Below are 19,627 nucleotides of genomic sequence, written 5' to 3'. Positions count from 1 at the left end.
TCTAAATAATTAAGCCAGAATTAAAAGAGAAAGGTTGAAAAAATTATTAAGTTATAATACTATTTCTGATTTCCCAGCAGACCAAAAAGAATCTTATTTCTTATTTCATCCGTTATTTCATCGGTAGAGTCACTGCTTCTTTTGAACCAGAAGTACGAATTATTTAAAGTATGAAGAATGAATCTCGTGGTAAAAGATGGCGATTTCAGTTCCCAGTTCTCCGCTTTATAGATTTCTGAAATCAGAGATTCTACTTCCTGCTGGTAATTTTTTCTTAGTTCCACAAATTCAGGAAGTCTTTCTTCCAGATGCTTCCATTCATTAGAATAGATATGCGTCACATCGCGGTTTTGGAGAACCACGGATAGATGCTTATCCAGAAATAAGTTGAGTTTTTCTTTAGGATTAATAGGGGTATTTTTTACCTCCTGAAGCTTTTCAAAAAAATCCTGTGCAATGCCAAAACATATCCATTCCAGAATTTCTTCCTTTGAACGGATGTGTGCATATAATGAGGCTGCCTTGATATTGAGTTTTGTAGCCAAATCCCTTACCGAACTTCCCATATAGCCTTTTTCTTTAAAAAGCTCAACGGCTACGTCTAATATTTTCTTTTGTTTTTCTTTAAGTTCCATCTGGTAAAATGCAAAAGTAATTATTCTAAAATAAAAATCTGAAATTTAACGTCGTCTTTAAGCGAATTCATTGGTTGTGGGTTTTGTTTCCCCTGTATTCCTGCTCAGACTGACTATTGTTCATGAATTTCCAAGAAAATGATCAAGAACCGGAAAATTTGTCAAGTTAATTTTACGTTAAAAATAGTAAATTCGGAAATTTTGTCTTATTTTTTTGTAAATTTAATAATTGAACAATTTTTGCGATACAGTCATCGAATAAATGATTAAATAATTGATGGCATTAAGAAACTAAGCCTCAGAATTTAGTTTCTTGATGTTTTTACCACTCCATTTTAAAAACGAATCATTACAAAAAATATATAGAATATGAATTTAAACCAATATACCGTAAAATCACAAGAAGCCATCCAGGCAGCTCAACAGGTTGCTATGGAATTTGGTAATCAAAGTATCGAGCCTCAACATCTCCTTGAAGGTATCTTCCAGGTAGATGAAAATATATCTCCCTTCCTGTTAAAAAAATCTGAAGCTGATGCCAGCCTGGTAAGGGAACGCAACCGGGAAAGTATAGAAAAACTTCCCAAAGTACAGGGAGGAAATATCTATCTCTCACAATCTGCCAATAAAGTTTTGCTGGATGCCCCGAATATCGCCAAGAAAATGGGTGATGAATTCGTAACCATTGAACACTTATGGCTGTCCCTTTTAGAAACCAGTTCGGAGGTATCGAAAATGTTGAAGGACATGGGCGTTACGAAAAATTTACTGGAAGGAGCTATTAAGGAATTAAGGAAAGGAAGTAAAGCAACCTCTGCAAGTTCTGAAGAAACGTATCAGTCTTTGAACAAATACGCTAAAAACTTTAACGAGCTAGCAGCAGAAGGAAAGCTGGATCCGGTAATCGGACGGGATGAAGAAATCAGAAGAGTGTTACAGATTCTTTCCAGAAGGACCAAAAACAACCCTATCCTCATCGGGGAACCGGGTGTAGGTAAAACGGCCATTGCGGAAGGAATTGCCCACAGGATCATCAGTGGAGACGTCCCAGAAAACCTGATGGATAAAACATTATATTCATTGGATATGGGAGCTTTGATTGCGGGAGCAAAATATAAAGGTGAATTTGAGGAGCGTTTAAAATCCGTTGTAAATGAAGTTATCAAATCTGACGGGCAAATTATCCTTTTCATTGATGAAATTCATACTTTAGTAGGTGCCGGAGGAGGTGAAGGAGCGATGGATGCGGCTAATATTCTGAAGCCTGCTTTAGCGAGAGGTGAACTGAGAGCAATCGGGGCTACCACTCTGAATGAATACCAAAAATATTTTGAAAAAGATAAAGCGTTGGAAAGACGTTTCCAGAAAGTAATGGTAGAAGAGCCGGATACAGAATCTGCCATCTCCATTCTTCGTGGAATCAAAGATAAATACGAAGCCCACCATAAGGTACGAATTAAGGATGAAGCTATCATTGCTGCTGTAGAAATGTCTCAAAGATATATCTCCGACAGGTTTTTACCGGATAAAGCCATTGACCTTATTGATGAGGCTTCTGCAAAATTGAGAATGGAAATCAATTCAAAGCCTGAAGAGCTGGATGTTTTAGACAGAAAGCTTATGCAAATGGAAATTGAATTGGCTGCCATTTCAAGAGAGGGCAATCAAACCAAAATAGATCATTTAAAAGAAGATATTGCCAAGATTTCCGAGCAAAGGAACGAAATCAATGCTAAATGGCTGAAAGAAAAACAAAAAAGCGAAGACCTTACCCAGATCAAAAAAGAAATTGAGTCTCTGAAACTTGAAGCAGAACGGGCTTCCAGAGCCGGTGATTATGCTAAAGTAGCGGAAATCCAGTATGGAAAACTTCGCGAAAAAGAAGAAGAACTGAGTAAAGTGGAGCTTGAAATGCAGAACCACCAGAATGAGCTGATCAAAGAAGAGGTTACTGCCGAAAATATTTCTGAAGTGATTGCCAAATGGACAGGCATTCCTGTTACCAAGTTACTGCAATCTGAAAGAGAGAAATTATTAAATCTGGAGTCTGAACTTCACCACAGGGTAGTAGGACAAGATGAAGCCATCCAGGCTGTAGCCGATGCAATCAGAAGAAACAGAGCCGGATTAAGTGACGATAAAAAGCCTATCGGATCTTTCTTATTCCTGGGAACAACAGGGGTAGGTAAAACCGAGCTGGCAAAGGCATTGGCAGAGTTTTTATTTGATGATGAAAACAATATGACCAGAATCGATATGAGTGAATACCAGGAACGTCACAGTGTTTCAAGGCTGGTAGGAGCGCCTCCGGGATATGTTGGATATGATGAAGGCGGACAATTGACTGAAGCGGTAAGAAGAAGACCTTATTCCGTTGTTCTTTTGGATGAGATTGAAAAAGCCCATCCGGATGTATTCAACACTTTACTTCAGGTATTGGATGACGGACGTCTGACAGATAATAAAGGCCGTGTGGTAAATTTTAAAAATTCAATTATCATCATGACTTCCAATCTGGGATCTCATCTGATTCAGGAGAATTTTGAAAATATCACTGATGCCAACCAGGATGAAATTGTTGATAAAACGAAGGAAGAAGTTTTTGATTTGTTGAAACAAACTTTACGTCCCGAATTCCTGAACAGAATTGATGAAATTGTACTGTTCCAGCCTTTAAGAAAAAAAGAAATCGGAAAAATTGTTCAATACCAATTAAGGGGATTCAACGATATGCTGGCTAAACGAAATATCATCATGACGTTCACCCAGGACGCTGTAGACTACCTGATGGAAAAAGGCTATGACCCTGTATTTGGGGCAAGACCTTTAAAAAGGGTAATCCAGCAAGATGTCCTGAATAAATTATCCCGTGAGATTCTCGCAGGAAAAGTGAATGATGGCGACAGAATCACTTTAGATTATTTTGATGAAACAGGTTTGGTTTTCCGACCTACTGAATAATAAATAGTTTTTTTTCATATACATTATTTTTGTAAGTAAGTGCTGTGGATTCCTCTGCAGCACTTATTTTTTTTAATTAATTATCAAAATATAGTGAAATAATATTATATTTATTGACTTATAAATTATTAACTAAAAAAACAAATTATTATGAAAAAGCTAAAAAGAAATGAATTGAAAAAAATCAGTGGTGGTATTACCTCAGCGATTATCATGTGTGACGAAAATATGAACTGCCCCGCAGGATTGTGTTGTACAATAGACTATGTCTGCAGGGATAAGAACAAATACCCATGTGTGTAAAACAGTAAACCGGAGAAATTCTCCGGTTTTTTTCATTGATTGCTACATTTTTATAAGGTTGAAAATGTATTCTTTTTACAGTTGTTACACAATCCGTAAAAACCCGGAAAAGAAACAGTATAATTCCCCATTTTTTAATGTATTTTCTAATGCATTTTTTTGCGAAATTTGCAAATCAACTAATATATTCCTTATAAACAGTTAAGTTATGAAAAAAGAATCTACTCACGACCGCGATCCTCTTCGTCCGGGGACCATGTCCAATACACTTATCCGAAATCTTGTCGGAAATTACCGTCAAAACCACATGAGCGCTATCAAAAACAGCATGGGAATAGATGATGCCCATTCTATATGGTTTGATCTGCCCAAACTTAAGAGATTCATATCTATGATAGAAGAAGAAGCCGGCAAAATAAATCCCGAAACTACAGAAGAAGACTTAGGGATCAGGTTTTACTATGCCGCCTATCCGAAAGCTGAGAACTGGGACATTATGGCTACCCATCCTGTTGACAGAGAATATGCTGAAAAACATACGTTAGTGATGATACCTACATTAAAAAGAACAAGCGAAACAGGTGAAAGCCTTCATTATGATTTCAACCCGTTATCCGGCAATGGAGAAGTAATGGCTATGACACAAAAGTCCCGTGGCCTCGACGATTCTGACGATATTGGTATCGGAGAAAATAGTGGGCAACTAATACCTCCTCAAGACTCCATAGTTGAACTATTTTAACAATGACCTCTATAAAACATGACTGATTTTCAGGAATTTATAAGCAGAAGCATGCTGTGGGTAGAAGGACTAGCCGCCTTTATCGCCCTTTTTCATTATAATCGTATCAAAAAACAATACTGGAAGTTTTTTGTGTTTTATTTAATCCTTATTTTTCTTTGTGAAGCTTTTGGCAGATGGGGAAACTTCACCTATTTTTCAAAAGCCCAATATTACAACTACTTTGTAATGCCTATCCAATTTATTTTTTTCTACTGGTTATATGCTGCAAAGTCTTTAAAAAAGCCAAAACTTTTTTTCATCTTATCAGCTATTTACCTGCTTTCCTTCATCCCTAACGAATTGTATTTTTCGGGTAGTAAAATAGTTTTTGCTTTTAATTACACCTTCGGTTGCCTTATTTTAATGCTTCTTATTGTGATGGAATATTACAAACAAATTACTTCACAGGAGATTCTTAATTTTGGCAGAAACAGAATGTTTTATATCAATCTGGGAGTAACGCTGTCTTATATTGGAACGCTTCCTTTTTTTGCACTTTATTCTCCATTAAGAAAGCATTTGGAAATCTGGAATATCTATTTTGACTATTTTCTGATTTCAGGTATTGTGATGTATATTTTATTTGCAAGTTCATTTATATGGGGAAAACAGAGCTCTTAATCGTTATTATTTTATTCAATATTTTTTTTTGTAATGTTTGTCGTTGCAGTGGTGATCTATATCAGAAACTACAGGCAGCGTAAAAAAGAATACCTGAATGAAATCGAGATGAAAAATGAGATTCATCAAAGAGAGCTTCTGGCTACCCAGTTAGAAATCCAGCAGGCCACCATGCAGCAGATCGGGCGTGAACTTCATGATAATATCGGCCAAAAGCTTACACTGGTAAGCCTTTACGTTCAACAAATGCTTTATGAAAACAAAGTACCGGAAGTAAATGAAAGAATAGATCAGGTTTCTCAAATTATCAACCAATCATTGCAGGATTTAAGAAGCCTTTCAAAAACATTAACGGATGATAATATCAACCAAAAGGAAATTGTAACTTTAATCCAGGAGGAAGCAGACAATACCAACTCTTTTAAAAAATGCAAAGTAAGTTTTGAACATAACTTTAAACAGTTGGACCTTGACTTTGTCCATAAAAATGTACTCCTGAGAATTACCCAGGAATTTATTCAGAACAGTATAAAACATTCCCAATGCAGGAATATTTCCATTACCCTGAATACCTCTGAAGATATTCTTTGGGAACTTAAAATTAAAGATGATGGGATCGGTTTCGATGAGGATAAAATAACATCCGGCGGAATAGGTCTTACCAATATGAAAAACAGAGCCGAAATTATCGGTGCCGATTTTAAACTTGAGAGCAAGGAAAACATCGGAACGGCACTCCATATTATTTTAAAAAAACAAGCATGAAAAAAACAATAGTCATTGTAGACGATCACGTACTTATCGCTAAAGCACTGGAAGGAATCATTGATAACTTTCATGATTTCGAAGTCATTTATGTATGTGAAAACGGAAAAGACCTGATTCAGAAATTTGAAGAGGGCGAGAAAATTCCGGACATTATTCTTTTAGATATCAGTATGCCCATTATGGATGGTTTCGAAACAGCTTCATGGCTTGCAAAAAATCATCCGAGAATTAAGGTTATGGCGCTGAGTATGCAGGGTGATGACAGCAGTGTCATCAAAATGATCAAAAACGGCGCAAAAGGATATCTTCTTAAAAACACACATCCGAAAGAACTGGAAACTGCCCTCACAGGATTAAACTCCGATGGCTTCTTTTATCCGGATTGGGCTTCAAAAATTATTTTATCCAATCTGAACAAAGAACAGGAATCTGAAAATACCGTAAAAATTTCTGAACGGGAAAAAGAGTTCCTTAAATATACAGTCACCGAGCTCAGCTATAAGGAAATTGCAGACCGGATGTGCTGCAGCCCGAGAACAGTAGAGAGCTACCGCGACCAGCTCTGTGATAAGCTGGATTTAAAAACCCGTGTAGGCCTGGCTGTTTTTGCCATTAAAAATGGTTTTGCCAATTAACCTAATAAATTTAAATCATTCTAATAAAGCACATAATATGTTAATTATTTAAATTAAAAAATCAATTAGCAATAAACCAATTTCACCCAAGTATTCAAATTGATTAAAAATCAATACATAATTGATTTTAGTGAAAATTAATCAATCATTTGTATAAAAAAAATAACAAAACAATAAATATGTAGCGAAATTATTTGCACATTAATTTTAAATGATATAATTTCATATTCTCAACTAAAAAAAAATTGTGATATGAAAAAACTACTATTTGGAGCTCTTATGCTCGGCGTAATGTCTGCCTGTAACAGCGACAGCCTTAGTACTCAAAATGAAACGCCTTCTGATCCTTCAACAGCTTCTGCTGATCTGGTTAAAAGAGGCTGTGCATCTGAAGAAATAAGACAGGAAGCCTTACGTAACAGTGCAGAGCTCAGACAAAGATATTCAACGCTGGAAGCTAATACTGAGAAATTTACCAATGACTTAAAGCTGGGTAAAGTCCTTGCAGACGGCAGTGTAGAAATTCCTGTCATTGTGAATGTAATTTATAAGACCTCTGCAGAAAAACGTTTCTGATGCAAGAATTGCTGAACAAATTGCTGTACTGAATGCTGATTATTCAGGTACCAATAGTGATGCCAGTAAAATTCCTTCCGAATTCCTTCCTGTAAGCTCCGGAGATACAAAAGTAAAATTCAGGCTGGTAAATACAGTGAGAAAATCTACCACAAAAACAAGCTGGTCTACCAATGATGATATGAAAAAAGCCTCCAAAGGAGGTATTGATGCAACTAACCCAAGCAATTATTTAAATATCTGGGTAGTAGGCAAAATGACAAGTCAGGGACGAACAATCCTTGGTTATGCAACATTCCCTGAGTCTGCAGGATTATGGAATGACGGCGTTGTAATTGGCGCACCGTATTTTGGTAAAACCGGAGCATCTTCTCCTTTCAATTTAGGAAGGACTGCAACGCATGAGGTAGGACATTATCTCAATCTAAGACACATCTGGGGAGACGCCAATTGTGGAAACGATCTGGTGAGCGACACCCCTACTCAGACAACAGCCAATTACGGAAAACCTACTTATCCTCTTTATAACACATGTAGTGGTGTACAGAGGTCAGTAATGTTTATGAATTATATGGATTATGTAGACGATGGCGCTATGTTTATGTTCTCTGCAGGACAAAAAACAAGAATGCAGTCTGTGGTAGCTTCTACAGGTCTGAGATCCGGCTTAAGAACTTTATAAAAGATATAATTTTAATATATTAAGAATCTGTCTCACAACTGAGGCAGATTTTTTTTTGTTAAAAAAATTTGAGTAATACCTAATCATAATATAAAATCGGATCAAGCGTAAAAGTTGTGGTCTTATAATATTTAGATCTATTTAATTTTTAAAAGTCACGCAAAGCTTTCTTTTTGATTACTCTTTATTTTAAGTAAGCTAAGAAATGAATCGATTTTTAATCGATTCTGATGAAGCGAAGACTTTGCATGCGCTTAGTCAGCAGCTATGCTGCCTTCTTTGCCTACTTGAAATGGAACATTATTTTTTTTTTAACTTTGCGTGAAAAACGATCTCAATAATTTTTAAAATTCACGTAAGATTCCTTTCTGATTACTCTTTATTTTAAGTAAGCTAAGAAATGAATCGATTTTTAATCGATTCTGATGAAGCGAAGACTTTGCATGCGCTTAGCCAGCAGCTATGCTACCTTCTTTGCTTACTTGAAATGGAACATTATTTTTTTTTAAACTTTGCGTGAAAAACGATCTCAGTAATTTTGACGCTAATCAATCATGAACAGAATTTTTTATATTCAGACCAATTTATTATGTCCCAACTTTTGCTACTGATCCATAAAATCTCTTTCGAGATGGATTCTTAATATCAGTTGTCTATAAAAATGACCGTATAAGTTATTATCGAAAAATAATATTTTGCTTAAAAAAAACAAATTAAAAAATTTACACAAATAACATACATATAGTTAAAATAAAAATATAAAAACTATTATTTCAACGAAACACAAAAACACAACTAACCAAATTGATTAAAACAACAATAAATTCAAATTTCATTATCACTATCACAAGTAAACAGCTTAAATCCTATGAATAATTAAATAAATTGAAAAAAAAATTTGCACATCACAGTAATTTGAATTAATTTCACAGCCCAAACCACAAAATACTACTTATGAAAAAACTTCTTTTTGGAGCCAGTATTATATTTCTGGCATCATGTAACAATGACATGAGCTCTGTCAATGACCAGACAGCAGAGTCAGAAAACACACAACAAATAGCCGGCAAAAGAACCTGCCCGTCAGATGTAATGAGGGAAAAAATCCTGAATTCTGACCCCGCTGCTAGAGCAAGAGTAGAAGCCATTGAACAGTACACCGAAAGGCATCTCAATGATATAAAAGTGGGCAAGGTACTGGCAGATGGTACTGTAGAAATTCCGGTTGTTTTCAACGTTATTTACAACACAAGCACCCAAAACGTATCGGATGCAAGGTTACAGTCCCAGATTGATATCCTGAATCAGGATTACGCTGGTACCAACAGTAATATCGGAAATACCCCCGCAGAGTTTGTTCCGGTAAAAGCCGGGGACACTAAAATCCGCTTCAGACTTGCCAAAACGGTAAGAAAACAAAGCTCAGTCACTTCATGGAATCCTGATGAAAACAAAATGAAATCTGCCACCACCGGTATTGCAGCTACATCTCCTGACAATTATCTGAACATCTGGATTGTTAATAATATGACTGGAGGTACTCTGGGATATGCCTATTATCCTGGGACAATTTCAGCAGCTTTGGACGGTGTTGTACTGGCAGCCCCTTATGTAGGAACTGGCTCCGGAACATCAGCTCCGTATAACCTGGGAAGAACTGCTACTCATGAGGTGGGGCATTATCTGAATCTGCCACACCTTTGGGGCTCCACCGACACAGGCTGTCAGACAGATTATTCTAATGATACTCCTGTTTCTCCAGGCCCAAATTACGGAGTGCCTACTTACCCTCTTAACCGTGTATGTGGTGGAGTAAGCCGTTCTCAGATTTTCATGAACTATATGGATTATGTAGACGACAAGGCAATGTGTATGTTTACAGCCAATCAAAAACAAAGAATGCAGGCTGTAGTAGCTGCCTCCGGCCCAAGGTCAGGATTAAGGCTTTATTAAATTTTACATCCATATTATTAATCATTTTTTAAACACCACTTAAATCATTAAAAAAGTCTATCTCATCAGCTGAGATAGATTTTTTTTTTTATTTTTACGCAACTTTAAAAACAAGGAGTCACAAGATGAAAAAAATAGCGGTAGCATCCGGAATAATATTCAACTTATGTTGCTATAATGCACAAGACACATTACAATCACGAAATCTTCAAAAAGACATAGCGCTCCTCTCTTCCGGTTCTTCTATTGAGGTAAAAACTCCTTTTTTTCAAAAAGGACTGGGTAAAAAAATCAATGGCACCGGCTATACTTTTTACCGCAGCAGCCGCTACATGGGGTGAAAAGGAAAACATCCGTGAAGTTCGTAACCGGTATCTTCCGACCTTCAAGGCTAAATATGATGATTATCTTCAATATACTCCTGCCCTTACCGTATATGGATTAAAACTAGCCGGAGTAAAAGGTAGGAACAATCTGGGCAGGGCAACCCTCTCGTATGCTACCAGCCTGGTTATCATGGGAATTCTTGTCAATTCTATAAAATATACCGCAAAAGTTGAGCGCCCGGATGGTTCAAAAAACAATTCATTTCCATCAGGGCATACCGCTATGGCCTTTGCCAATGCCAGCTTTTTGCACAAAGAATATGGAATAGTAAACCCTGCCTACAGTATTGGTGGATATAGCGCTGCCACCCTTACAGGCCTTGGGCGAAACTTAAACAACAGGCACTGGATACCAGACATTCTTGCTGGCGCAGGAATCGGGATCATTTCTACAGAACTGGGCTATTTCTTCATTGATAAAATTTATAAAAACAAAGGAGATAATTTAAGTGTTTTATCCAGAATACAGGGAAATGATTACCCTTCTTTTCTTGCTATAAAGCTTGGAGCGGCATTGGGAACTACAAATTTCCTTAAAGAATCCGAGCTTGATGATAAAAAACAGAACGGTTTCGAAGGCGGGCTGGAAGGCGCTTATTTCTTTTCAAAAAAATGGGGTATCGGTGGAGACATCAGTTTCAGCAGCTTCCCGATTAAACCGCAAAGAATCAGCCTGGATGATGCAGAAGATTTTGGAGAACATAGTATTGTTACACAGTCTATGGGCTTTTTGGGAGCCGGGATAGGCCCTTATTTTTCTCATGAATTTTCAGATAAATGGCAGCTTACTTTAAAAGCGACAGCTGGATATTCAGCGACAGCGAGTGGAAAAGTGTTTATAAAAAGCGACAGCATAGACACTCCTACTCACGAGCTTCCCATAGCCACATATAAACCTAAACCAGCCTTCCGCTGGAATACGGGAGCCTCCCTGACGTATAAATTCAATCCCGGATTAGGCCTTACTTTATATACCGACTACAATGAAATCAAATCTACCATCCGGTATCATTTCAGTGATGAAATAAAAGAAAGTGAAGAGCTGGATGAAGAACTTAACAACATCACTGCTAAAGAAAAAATCAATTATATCACTTTGGGTTTAAGATTAACTGCTTATTTCTAAAAAAAGAAAGCCTTCATATATCTGAAGGCTTTGTTTATGTTAAAACATTTTACTGTTATCTTCCGGTGTATAATCCATAAAAATATCTCCATCCAATTGCACTGACTTCACCTTTTTCTTAATGGGAATCATCAGATCGGTCAGTTTCTGGTCTTTTTCCCAAACAGAAGGTGAAAAATGGATCTTTTCGGTAGTTCCATCTTCATAGGAAAGTATAGCATCAAACGGAATGGCAAAACCTCCTGTATTCACAACATTTACCGTCAACAGATCATTCATCTGAGAGGCTCCCCCCACTTTTAAATCGATGTAATTATTGGTATAAAACCAATTCTGGAAAAACCAGTTCAGGTTTTTACCGGAACCAGTATTCATAGAATTGAAATAATCCCAGGGAACCGGATGCTTTCCGTTCCAGTTATCCATATAATGATGCAGGGCTTTTTTAAACAGTTCATCTCCAAGATAATCCTTTAAAGCAAGGTAGGAAAGAGATGCTTTCACATAGGAATTGTTTCCGTAGCCTGCTCCGCTTACCTGTGTACTCATGGTAATCAATGGCTGGTCCTGTTCTGCAGCCGGGCTGCTGATCCATTTTTTAACACGGAAATTTTTATAAAAGTCTTTTGCTGCCGCTTCTCCGTTTTCATCAATTCCGATCAGATACTCCAGAGTAGTTGCCCAGCCTTCGTCCATGAAGGCATATCTCGTTTCATTGATTCCCATGTAGAAGGGGAAATAGGTATGGGCAATCTCATGGTCTGCCGTCAGTCTTGCATCCTGAAGGTTGTCCGGAATACTGCTATCGTTAATCATCATCGGATATTCCATATCTGCAAATCCCTGGATGGCCGTCATTACATTATAAGGATACTCTACCCCCGGCCAGTTTTTGGAAAACCAATCCAGATTGTAGCGCATCCAATCCACGTAGTGTTCAAAGTCTTTTGCTCCTGCCTTGTATCCCGCCTGTACACTGACTCTTTTGCTTTTTAGTTGTACACTGGCCGCATCCCACACATAATGATTACTCAGGGCAAAACAGAAATCCGTGATGTGATTAGCCTTAAATTTCCAAACATTCCATTTATTCTGCCGGGTTACTTTCCCGGATTTCATTTCCTGCTCCGAAGCAATATGCATTACCTGATCACTTTTCAATGAAGCTTTATATCTTTTTAAATATTCCAGCTGAAGTACAGCTTCAGGATTCAGAAATTCTCCCGTTGCCCAGACCACATAGTTTTTGGGTGCCGTAATGGCAAAACTATAATCATTAAAGTCATTATAAAACTCCTGCCTGTCTGAGTGCGGCAGCATATCCCATCCGTTGTAGTCATCATAAACGGAAATCCTCGGGAAGGAGTAAGCCACATAAAACGTTTCAGGATCAATCTGCCCTTCCCTTCCACTCTGTACAGAAAGCGGGTACTCCCACTCTATTTTTACTTCAGTTTTGGTTTTTGATTGTATAACTGATTTTAACTTCACTTTTTCTACAGTACTCCAATCATCACTATTGATATCGTATTTCTCTCCATTGACAATGAATGATTTGATGGTCAGCCCGGAGGAAAGGAAATCTTTGGAAACGAAGCCTGATCTTGGAGATTGTGGCTTGTGAAGATTATTCACAAAACGAATAGCCAACTCATCAAGGTCGTCCGGACTGTTGTTGGTATATATGATTGTTTCTTTTCCGGAGACTATCTTTGTAGCAGCATCCACTTTTACCTCAACATTATATACTCCTTTATTTTGCCAATAGTTTTTGCCGGGAGCACCCGAAGCATCACGGGTTCCTTTTTCAAAGGCTTTTTTGATGTTTCTCGGCATATATAATTCCTGGGCAGAAAAATGCAATAGCGAAGCTACCAACATTATTCCGGAAAAAATTCTCTTCATAATAACGATCTTTTTAAGATTGGTATCAAAAATAACGAAAATGTAACATAAAGCAGTTATTTATACCCTAACAACATTTTATAAAAATTGATTTTTCACGTAAAATATTTTACACGAAACAACTATAAGTAAACAATCCACTCCTTAAAGGACTTGGGCTGAAATTGTTTTTCAAACAATTATTTTTTTTAAAGGGAAAGAGTTACAATTACAGGAAAATGATCGGAAGGATAAAGCAGGTTTTCCCTCCTGTCATTGATATGCCTGTGGGATTTTATGGTAAAGCCTTTGGTAAAGATATAATCGATTCTTTCTTTAGGTACTTCATTTACATTAAATGCCGTAAAGGTCCCAACCGGCCCGTAATGTTTTTTTTCCGAATGATAGAAAGTATCTTTCATTTCCCGGGAAAGAATTTTTATGGGCTCCGTATCATCTGTTAAATTAAAATCCCCGCTTAGCGTTACCGGAAGATTTTTCGGATTGAGCTCTTTTATCTTTTTCAGAAGAAGTTCCGATGATTTAACCCTTGCCACATTCCCAACATGATCAAAATGAAGATTCATGGCCAGGAATTCTTTTTTTGACTTTTTATCTTTAAAAACAGCATACGTACAGATCCTGTTCAGGGCAGCATCCCATCCTCTGGAAGGTTTTTCTGGAGTTTCAGAAAGCCAGAATGTTCCTGATTTCAGCACTTCAAGTCTATTCATATCATAAAAAATGGCTGAAAACTCACCTTTTTCTTTACCATCATCCCTGCCTACTCCTATGTAATCATAATTCTTCAATCCGCTTTTGATGTCTTTCATCTGGTCCGGAAGTGCTTCCTGTACTCCAAAATAATCAGGATGGTAATACATCAATAAATCAGCAACCTCCTGCTTTCTTTCCGGCCATGCGTTTTCTTTGTCTGACGCAACATTAAGCCTGATATTAAAACTCATTACAGTAAAATCCTGTGAAAACCCTAATACATATAGCATCAGGAATACAATTGAAAATCTAAAATTCATATGCTGGTTATTTAACTTGTCTACAAAAATAAGGCTTCTCCACTATAGAGAAGCCCTGGAAATATCATGATATTATTAATTATTCCGTCAGGATATTTATTACTCTTTTGTAAACGTAAAATTCTTTCCGTTTTCCGTGAGGGTAATTGTTTTTTTGTCTTTACTGAATACAATATCAATATCCGCCAGATCAAAAGTAAATTTATTATTCCCCTGGTATTCAAGAGGGAATTCCTGCTGCCCATCTACCATTCCAAAGAGCTCACCGCTTTTTTCAATAAATTTGATCCTGAGTGAAATCTTTTTATCTCCATATGTTCCTGTAAAATCTTTTGCATTGATCTTTTCCATAGGTTTAGCACCGGAAGATGACCAGGTATTGTTTTTCGCATTAATATCCGGAATCATAGAGTCCGGATCCAGTTTCACCTCATCAATTTCTTTATTGGAATTTACCTTAAAAGTCCATTCCGTATTTCTTTTCCATACTTCAACAGGTATTTTTACGGTTTGGGATGTTCCATCTTTAAATTTCAGACTGACTATAGTTGGCATAGGTAACTGTCCCAGGTTTTCAACGGTAATCTGGGCCCCGTTTTTAAAATCTCCACTGATGTATTTTACGTTTTTGATACCCTGATCAATTTTCCATTTATTAAAAAACCATCCTCTCCAGAACCAATTCAACTCTTCTCCTGAAACGTTTTCCATCGTATGGAAAAAATCCCATGGAGTAGGATGTTTAAAAGCCCAACGGTTAATATACGCCCTGAAAGCCTTATCAAACTTTTCAGGTCCAAGGATTGATTCCCTCAAAATGGATAATCCTGCGCCGGGTTTATAGTAGGCTAAAGAAGCAATATTTCTTTCTCTCATATTATCCGGTCCTACCATAATAGGCTCCAGATCATCACTCATTAAAAAGCTTCCTGACCGGGCCATATTTTTCTTGATATGATATTCCCCTTTATTAAAAGCTTCCGTTGAAATTTCATTGATAAAGGTATTAAAGCCTTCATCCATCCAGGCAAATAACCTTTCATTGGATCCTACAATCATAGGGAACCAATTGTGCCCGAACTCATGATCTGTAACACCCCAAAGGTCGCCTCCTTTTGAATCCATATGGCAGAAAACAATGCCCGGATATTCCATTCCACCTTCATTTCCTGCCACATTGGTGGCTGCCGGATAAGTATATTCATACCACTTTTGGGAATAATGCTCTATAGCTGCTTTGGTATATTCTGTAGATCTGCCCCATGCTTTTTCACCGGCACTTTCAGCAGGATAGGCAGAAATTGCCAAGGATTTCTTACCGCTAGGCAGGTTAATTCTTGCAGCGTCTAGTATAAATGCAGCAGAAGATGCCCATGCAAAATCCCTTGCCTGCACAATTTTAAATTTCCATGTTTTTGTTCCGGAAGCTTTATTCTGATTTATTGCAGACTCAGGGCGTATGACAACTGTTTTATCACTGTTTCTGGCCTGGTTCCACCTGTTGATCTCTTCTTTGCTGTATACTTCTTTCTCATTCAGGAGCTCGCCCGATGCCACTACATAGTGATTAGCTGGCACCGTAATATTGGCTGTAATATTTCCATATTCCAGATAGAATTCAGAGGCTCCGAGATAAGGCAAAGTGTTCCATCCCATTACATCATCATAGACACACATTCTCGGATACCATTGTGCCATGGTAAAAATTTTGCCATTTTTAGTTTCCTGCACTCCCATTCTGTCTGAGCCATATTCAGGAGAAATAAAAGAATATTCAATAGCAATCTTTGCCACACCTCCTTTAGCTTTAAGTTCTTTGGGAAGATCAATCTGCATTCTTGTATCTGTAACAGTGTATTTCACTTCTTTACCGTCAAGTCTCACAGACTTTATCGTATATCCTCCCTGAAGTTGTTCTCCATGCGCCCCGTTCCGGCTTCCTGAAAGTGGAACAACCGCATTTCCACGGGAATCATTTGCAAATAAATTCTGATCCAATTGCAGCCATAGAAAGCTTAGCTTATCTGGACTGTTATTGGTATAAGTAATTTCAGCGGTTCCTGCAATTTCTTTTTTATTTTCATCCAGGCTTACATTCAAATGATAATCTGCCGAATTCTGCCAATAGGCATGCCCCGGCTGTCCGCTCGCAGATCGGGTTTCTGTACCTGTCTGAGGATAAAAAAAATGGCTTAAAAGCCTCAACATAATCATATTTCGGCATTTCCTGCGCATAAGCAGATTCTGAAAAAAAGAACAATGCAACAGTAGAAATGAGGATGGGAAGTTTACAATTCATTTGAAAAAAATTAATATCCAATACATAGGTAAAAAAAATCTCCCGGAATTGTGGCAATTCCGGGAGATTTTTTCTGTAAATTTTAATTAATTTGACTTCTTTGCCTTAATCATAGCTTCCAAAGCATCCCACATTTCACCTGGAATCGCCTCAAGCATGTTAAATTCGCCTGCTCCCTGAAGCCATTCGCCTCCATCAATAGTCACTACTTCACCGTTCATATAGGCGGAATAATCTGAAACCAGATAAGCGGCTAAATTGGCCAGTTCCTGATGTTCTCCCACCCTTCTTAGCGGAACTTTCTTTTTCATATCGAATTTTTCCTGAAGATCCCCCGGAAGAAGCCTATCCCAGGCTCCTTTGGTAGGGAAAGGCCCCGGAGCAATAGCATTAAAACGGATTCCGTATTTTGCCCATTCTACAGCCAGTGACCTGGTCATTGCCAGGACTCCCGCTTTTGCACATGCTGATGGGACCACATAAGCAGAACCCGTCCAGGAATAGGTCGTTACAATATTGAGGACAGTTCCCGGGGTTTTGGATTCTATCCAATGCTTACCTATGGACAGTGTACAGTTTTTAGTTCCTTTTAATACAATATCCAGGATAGAATCAAACGCGGAATGTGTCAATTTTTCTGTGGGGGAAATAAAGTTCCCTGCAGCATTATTCAGAAGGATATCAATTTTACCAAACTCTTTTAGGGTGGCATCTTTCATTGCTTCTACCTCATCCCAGTTTCTTACATCGCAGGCAACACAAAGAACTTTACCTCCTGTTTCATCTTCCAGCTCTTTTGCTGTTGCCTGAAGTTTTTCAAGATTCCTGGAAGTGATCACCACATTAGCTCCCAATTCAAGAAAATATTTAGTCATTGCTTTTCCAAGACCGCTTCCGCCTCCCGTTACAATAGCCACTTTATCTTTTAGCGCGCCTTCACGCAGCATGGGTTGTGTATATAGACTCATAAAATATTTTTTTCTTAAAAAATAATAAATATTACCACGCAAAGTTTTAAAATACCCTGATAAATAATGTTATAAATAATTATTCTTTACGCCAGCGGGAAAATAATATCTGCTGCACAAAAACAGCCCGGTGATTGGTCACCGGGCTGTTTTTAATTTGTTTAAAAAAATAACAATCAGGAAACGACTACTCCTTTGAAGGAAAGCGTTTTAGGTGTTTTACTGTCACTTGTAGTAACACTAACTGTTTTCATAAACTGACCTTTGGCTGCTGCATTATAGCTTGCTTCCACGAAACCTTTTTTCCCTGGAAGAATTGGGGTTTTTGTATAATCTGCTGTTGTACATCCGCATGACGGTGACACATTTTCTATGACAATTGGTTTGGAAGAAGTATTGGTAAATTCAAATCTGATTAATTTAGGTTTCCCTTGCGGAATATTTCCCACATCAATAGATTCTGATTTCCATTTGATAGCATCCGCCATTATTTTTACCACAGAAGTATTTTCAACAGGAAATACACCGGCATAAAAAGAAGAACAGGCTAACACTGCTAAAAGAGCTGTAATTTTTTAATTTTTTCATGAGTACAAATTTTTTTGTTAATAGTTAAAAAAAGGAAATGATGATTATCTTTTTGATATAACAAATATAAAATTGATTCCGTATCCGGCTTGTTAACCGCTATCAAACATTTGTTAATAAGTTGTTAATGACCAAAGATAAATAGATAATTTTGGATAATATTGCTTCTATAAATGGAGATTAAAAAACTCAATATTATTATAACGCTTGGATTTGTCGCTATCATCGGAATTTTGATAGCACAACTTTTGTGGACCCGCCAGGCCTATAATCTGGAAGATAAGAAATTTAACCAAACCGTTAATATTGCTTTGCTGGAAGTAGCGGAAAAGCTTTCAGGAGGTAAGACTTCTTTTACAGAAAGTCCTGTACAGAATATTTCCAATGACTATTATGTTGTCAATATTAATAATGATTTCCATCCTGCCGTACTTGAGCATTATCTGAAAACAGAATTCACCCGCTTTCAGATTAATACCAACTATGTGTATGCATTATATAATTGCCATAGTGACAGGATGATCTATGGGAAATATATTTCCAGTCATCAGAAAAATTCAGGTAATAAGACCATTCAGTTTCCCAAACATAAAAATCTGGTTTATTATTTTTCCATACGTTTCCCGGATAAAGCCACCTACCTGATAAGCTCATTACGGTTCTGGTATTTGCTTACATTCGCCCTGATCATTATTCTTCTTGTCTATGTGTACTCTATATATACGATCATCCAGCAGAAAAAATTCTCAGAACTTCAACGGGACTTTATCAATAATATGACCCATGAATTCAAGACTCCCCTTTCTTCCATTCTTTTGGCTTCGGAAGCCCTGACAAAACAGGAACTAATAAAGGAGAATCCCAGACTCCAGACTTATACATCCATTATTACCGATCAAAGCTATAAACTGAATCATCATATTGAAAAAATATTAAATATTGCTAAAAATGATGCTTCAGGACTTTCATTAAAGTTCCAAAAGATCACTCTGTTACCATTCATTACGGAAATTGCTGACACAATAAAGCATAAGAATGAAAATCTTACGATCCGGATAGAAGTCGGAGACACGGTTTCTGTCATTGCTGATGAATTTCATTTTACCAATATCATTTACAATATCCTGGATAATTCCATTAAATACTGTGATACAGCACCTCATATTATTATTTCCGCCTTTAAGGATTCAAAAGGCTTATATTTAAAGTTTAAAGATAACGGAATCGGTATACCTCCTAAAAATATTCCTCATATTTTTGATAAATTTTACAGAGTACCTACCACAAAAAGTGATGAGGTAAACGGCTTTGGATTAGGGCTGTTTTATGTAAAAAAGGTAGTTCAGCAGCACAACTGGAAAATTTCAGTGGAAAACAACGCTGATAAGGGAATAACCATTAGCCTGTTTGTACCATTTTAA

Annotated in this window: 15 protein-coding genes and 2 pseudogenes; 11 read left to right on the top strand and 6 right to left on the bottom strand. The window is 37.2% G+C overall.

The window, feature by feature from the left end; translation table 11 throughout:
• Positions 1–59 precede the first annotated feature (59 nt).
• Positions 60–635 carry a TetR/AcrR family transcriptional regulator gene (locus HX13_RS08320; protein WP_050020707.1) on the bottom strand — a complete coding sequence of 192 codons (576 nt, stop codon included), beginning with the start codon at positions 633–635 and terminating at the stop codon, positions 60–62.
• Positions 636–1,004: 369 nt separating this feature from the next.
• On the opposite strand from HX13_RS08320, the gene clpB reads away from it, so the two are divergent.
• The 10 genes and pseudogenes from clpB to HX13_RS08280 all read left to right on the top strand — a co-directional run bounded on the left by clpB (position 1,005) and on the right by HX13_RS08280 (position 11,430).
• A complete protein-coding gene (clpB, locus tag HX13_RS08315; protein WP_050020706.1) occupies positions 1,005–3,596 on the top strand; it encodes an ATP-dependent chaperone ClpB in 2,592 nt (863 codons plus the stop codon).
• Between the two features lie 150 nt (positions 3,597–3,746).
• Positions 3,747–3,899 carry a hypothetical protein gene (locus HX13_RS22450; protein ID WP_156173266.1) on the top strand — a complete coding sequence of 51 codons (153 nt, stop codon included), beginning with the start codon at positions 3,747–3,749 and terminating at the stop codon, positions 3,897–3,899.
• A gap of 307 nt (positions 3,900–4,206) precedes the next feature.
• On the top strand, positions 4,207–4,641 hold the full coding sequence (locus tag HX13_RS08310; RefSeq protein ID WP_238555175.1) for a hypothetical protein: 435 nt from the start codon (positions 4,207–4,209) through the stop codon (positions 4,639–4,641).
• Between the two features lie 18 nt (positions 4,642–4,659).
• On the top strand, positions 4,660–5,304 hold the full coding sequence (locus HX13_RS08305; RefSeq protein WP_050020704.1) for a hypothetical protein: 645 nt from the start codon (positions 4,660–4,662) through the stop codon (positions 5,302–5,304).
• A 33-nt stretch (positions 5,305–5,337) separates the two neighbouring features.
• Positions 5,338–6,069 carry a sensor histidine kinase gene (locus HX13_RS08300; protein WP_238555174.1) on the top strand — a complete coding sequence of 244 codons (732 nt, stop codon included), beginning with the start codon at positions 5,338–5,340 and terminating at the stop codon, positions 6,067–6,069.
• A complete protein-coding gene (locus HX13_RS08295; protein WP_050020703.1) occupies positions 6,066–6,707 on the top strand; it encodes a response regulator transcription factor in 642 nt (213 codons plus the stop codon). The genes HX13_RS08300 and HX13_RS08295 overlap by 4 nt, the downstream gene beginning before the upstream one ends.
• Before the next feature lie 252 nt (positions 6,708–6,959).
• Positions 6,960–7,965, top strand: a pseudogene (locus tag HX13_RS26305) (zinc metalloprotease).
• A 954-nt stretch (positions 7,966–8,919) separates the two neighbouring features.
• A complete protein-coding gene (locus tag HX13_RS08285) occupies positions 8,920–9,918 on the top strand; it encodes a zinc metalloprotease (RefSeq protein ID WP_050020702.1) in 999 nt (332 codons plus the stop codon).
• A 125-nt stretch (positions 9,919–10,043) separates the two neighbouring features.
• A complete protein-coding gene (locus HX13_RS22765) occupies positions 10,044–10,259 on the top strand; it encodes a hypothetical protein (RefSeq protein WP_185113599.1) in 216 nt (71 codons plus the stop codon).
• Positions 10,213–11,430 (top strand): phosphatase PAP2 family protein, encoded by a 1,218-nt coding sequence (locus tag HX13_RS08280; protein WP_050020701.1) that lies wholly within the window; start codon positions 10,213–10,215, stop codon positions 11,428–11,430. Before HX13_RS22765 ends, HX13_RS08280 begins: the two co-directional genes overlap by 47 nt.
• Before the next feature lie 39 nt (positions 11,431–11,469).
• Here HX13_RS08280 and HX13_RS08275 read toward each other — a convergent pair whose 3' ends face one another.
• From HX13_RS08275 to HX13_RS08255, 5 genes and pseudogenes are all read right to left on the bottom strand, one after another.
• Positions 11,470–13,335 (bottom strand): M1 family metallopeptidase, encoded by a 1,866-nt coding sequence (locus HX13_RS08275; protein ID WP_050020700.1) that lies wholly within the window; start codon positions 13,333–13,335, stop codon positions 11,470–11,472.
• A 188-nt stretch (positions 13,336–13,523) separates the two neighbouring features.
• The gene (locus HX13_RS08270; protein WP_050020699.1) at positions 13,524–14,351 is read right to left on the bottom strand and encodes an endonuclease/exonuclease/phosphatase family protein; all 828 of its coding nucleotides are present in this window, start codon (positions 14,349–14,351) and stop codon (positions 13,524–13,526) included.
• A gap of 99 nt (positions 14,352–14,450) precedes the next feature.
• Positions 14,451–16,650, bottom strand: a pseudogene (locus HX13_RS08265) (M1 family metallopeptidase).
• 86 nt (positions 16,651–16,736) lie between these two features.
• Positions 16,737–17,618, bottom strand: coding sequence for an SDR family oxidoreductase (locus HX13_RS08260; protein WP_050020698.1), 882 nt, complete (start codon positions 17,616–17,618; stop codon positions 16,737–16,739).
• Positions 17,619–17,794: 176 nt separating this feature from the next.
• Entirely contained in the window at positions 17,795–18,172 is a 378-nt protein-coding gene (locus HX13_RS08255; RefSeq protein ID WP_238555173.1) for a DUF1573 domain-containing protein, read from the bottom strand.
• Positions 18,173–18,379: 207 nt separating this feature from the next.
• Between HX13_RS08255 and HX13_RS08250 the strand changes: the two genes are divergently transcribed.
• Positions 18,380–19,627: a sensor histidine kinase gene (locus tag HX13_RS08250; protein WP_050020696.1), complete on the top strand. Its 1,248-nt coding sequence runs from the start codon at positions 18,380–18,382 to the stop codon at positions 19,625–19,627.

It is taken from the genome of Chryseobacterium sp. P1-3 (assembly GCF_000738495.1).
In the GTDB taxonomy this organism is placed as follows: domain Bacteria; phylum Bacteroidota; class Bacteroidia; order Flavobacteriales; family Weeksellaceae; genus Chryseobacterium; species Chryseobacterium gallinarum.
Note: the sequence above shows the minus strand (reverse complement) of the source record. Positions and strands in the feature narration are given on the sequence as shown.

Excerpts from the sequence above, each read along its gene's own strand:
- HX13_RS22765 (WP_185113599.1), top strand. The coding sequence starts at position 10,044 with ATGAAAAAAATAGCGGTAGCATCCGGAATAATATTCAACTTATGTTGC.
- HX13_RS08275 (WP_050020700.1), bottom strand. The coding sequence starts at position 13,335 with ATGAAGAGAATTTTTTCCGGAATAATGTTGGTAGCTTCGCTATTGCAT.
- HX13_RS22450 (WP_156173266.1), top strand. The coding sequence starts at position 3,747 with ATGAAAAAGCTAAAAAGAAATGAATTGAAAAAAATCAGTGGTGGTATT.
- HX13_RS08320 (WP_050020707.1), bottom strand. The coding sequence starts at position 635 with ATGGAACTTAAAGAAAAACAAAAGAAAATATTAGACGTAGCCGTTGAG.
- HX13_RS08300 (WP_238555174.1), top strand. The coding sequence starts at position 5,338 with ATGTTTGTCGTTGCAGTGGTGATCTATATCAGAAACTACAGGCAGCGT.
- HX13_RS08295 (WP_050020703.1), top strand. The coding sequence starts at position 6,066 with ATGAAAAAAACAATAGTCATTGTAGACGATCACGTACTTATCGCTAAA.
- HX13_RS08310 (WP_238555175.1), top strand. The coding sequence starts at position 4,207 with ATGAGCGCTATCAAAAACAGCATGGGAATAGATGATGCCCATTCTATA.
- HX13_RS08285 (WP_050020702.1), top strand. The coding sequence starts at position 8,920 with ATGAAAAAACTTCTTTTTGGAGCCAGTATTATATTTCTGGCATCATGT.
- HX13_RS08270 (WP_050020699.1), bottom strand. The coding sequence starts at position 14,351 with ATGAATTTTAGATTTTCAATTGTATTCCTGATGCTATATGTATTAGGG.
- HX13_RS08305 (WP_050020704.1), top strand. The coding sequence starts at position 4,660 with ATGACTGATTTTCAGGAATTTATAAGCAGAAGCATGCTGTGGGTAGAA.
- HX13_RS08280 (WP_050020701.1), top strand. The coding sequence starts at position 10,213 with ATGGCACCGGCTATACTTTTTACCGCAGCAGCCGCTACATGGGGTGAA.
- HX13_RS08250 (WP_050020696.1), top strand. The coding sequence starts at position 18,380 with ATGGAGATTAAAAAACTCAATATTATTATAACGCTTGGATTTGTCGCT.
- clpB (WP_050020706.1), top strand. The coding sequence starts at position 1,005 with ATGAATTTAAACCAATATACCGTAAAATCACAAGAAGCCATCCAGGCA.
- HX13_RS08260 (WP_050020698.1), bottom strand. The coding sequence starts at position 17,618 with ATGAGTCTATATACACAACCCATGCTGCGTGAAGGCGCGCTAAAAGAT.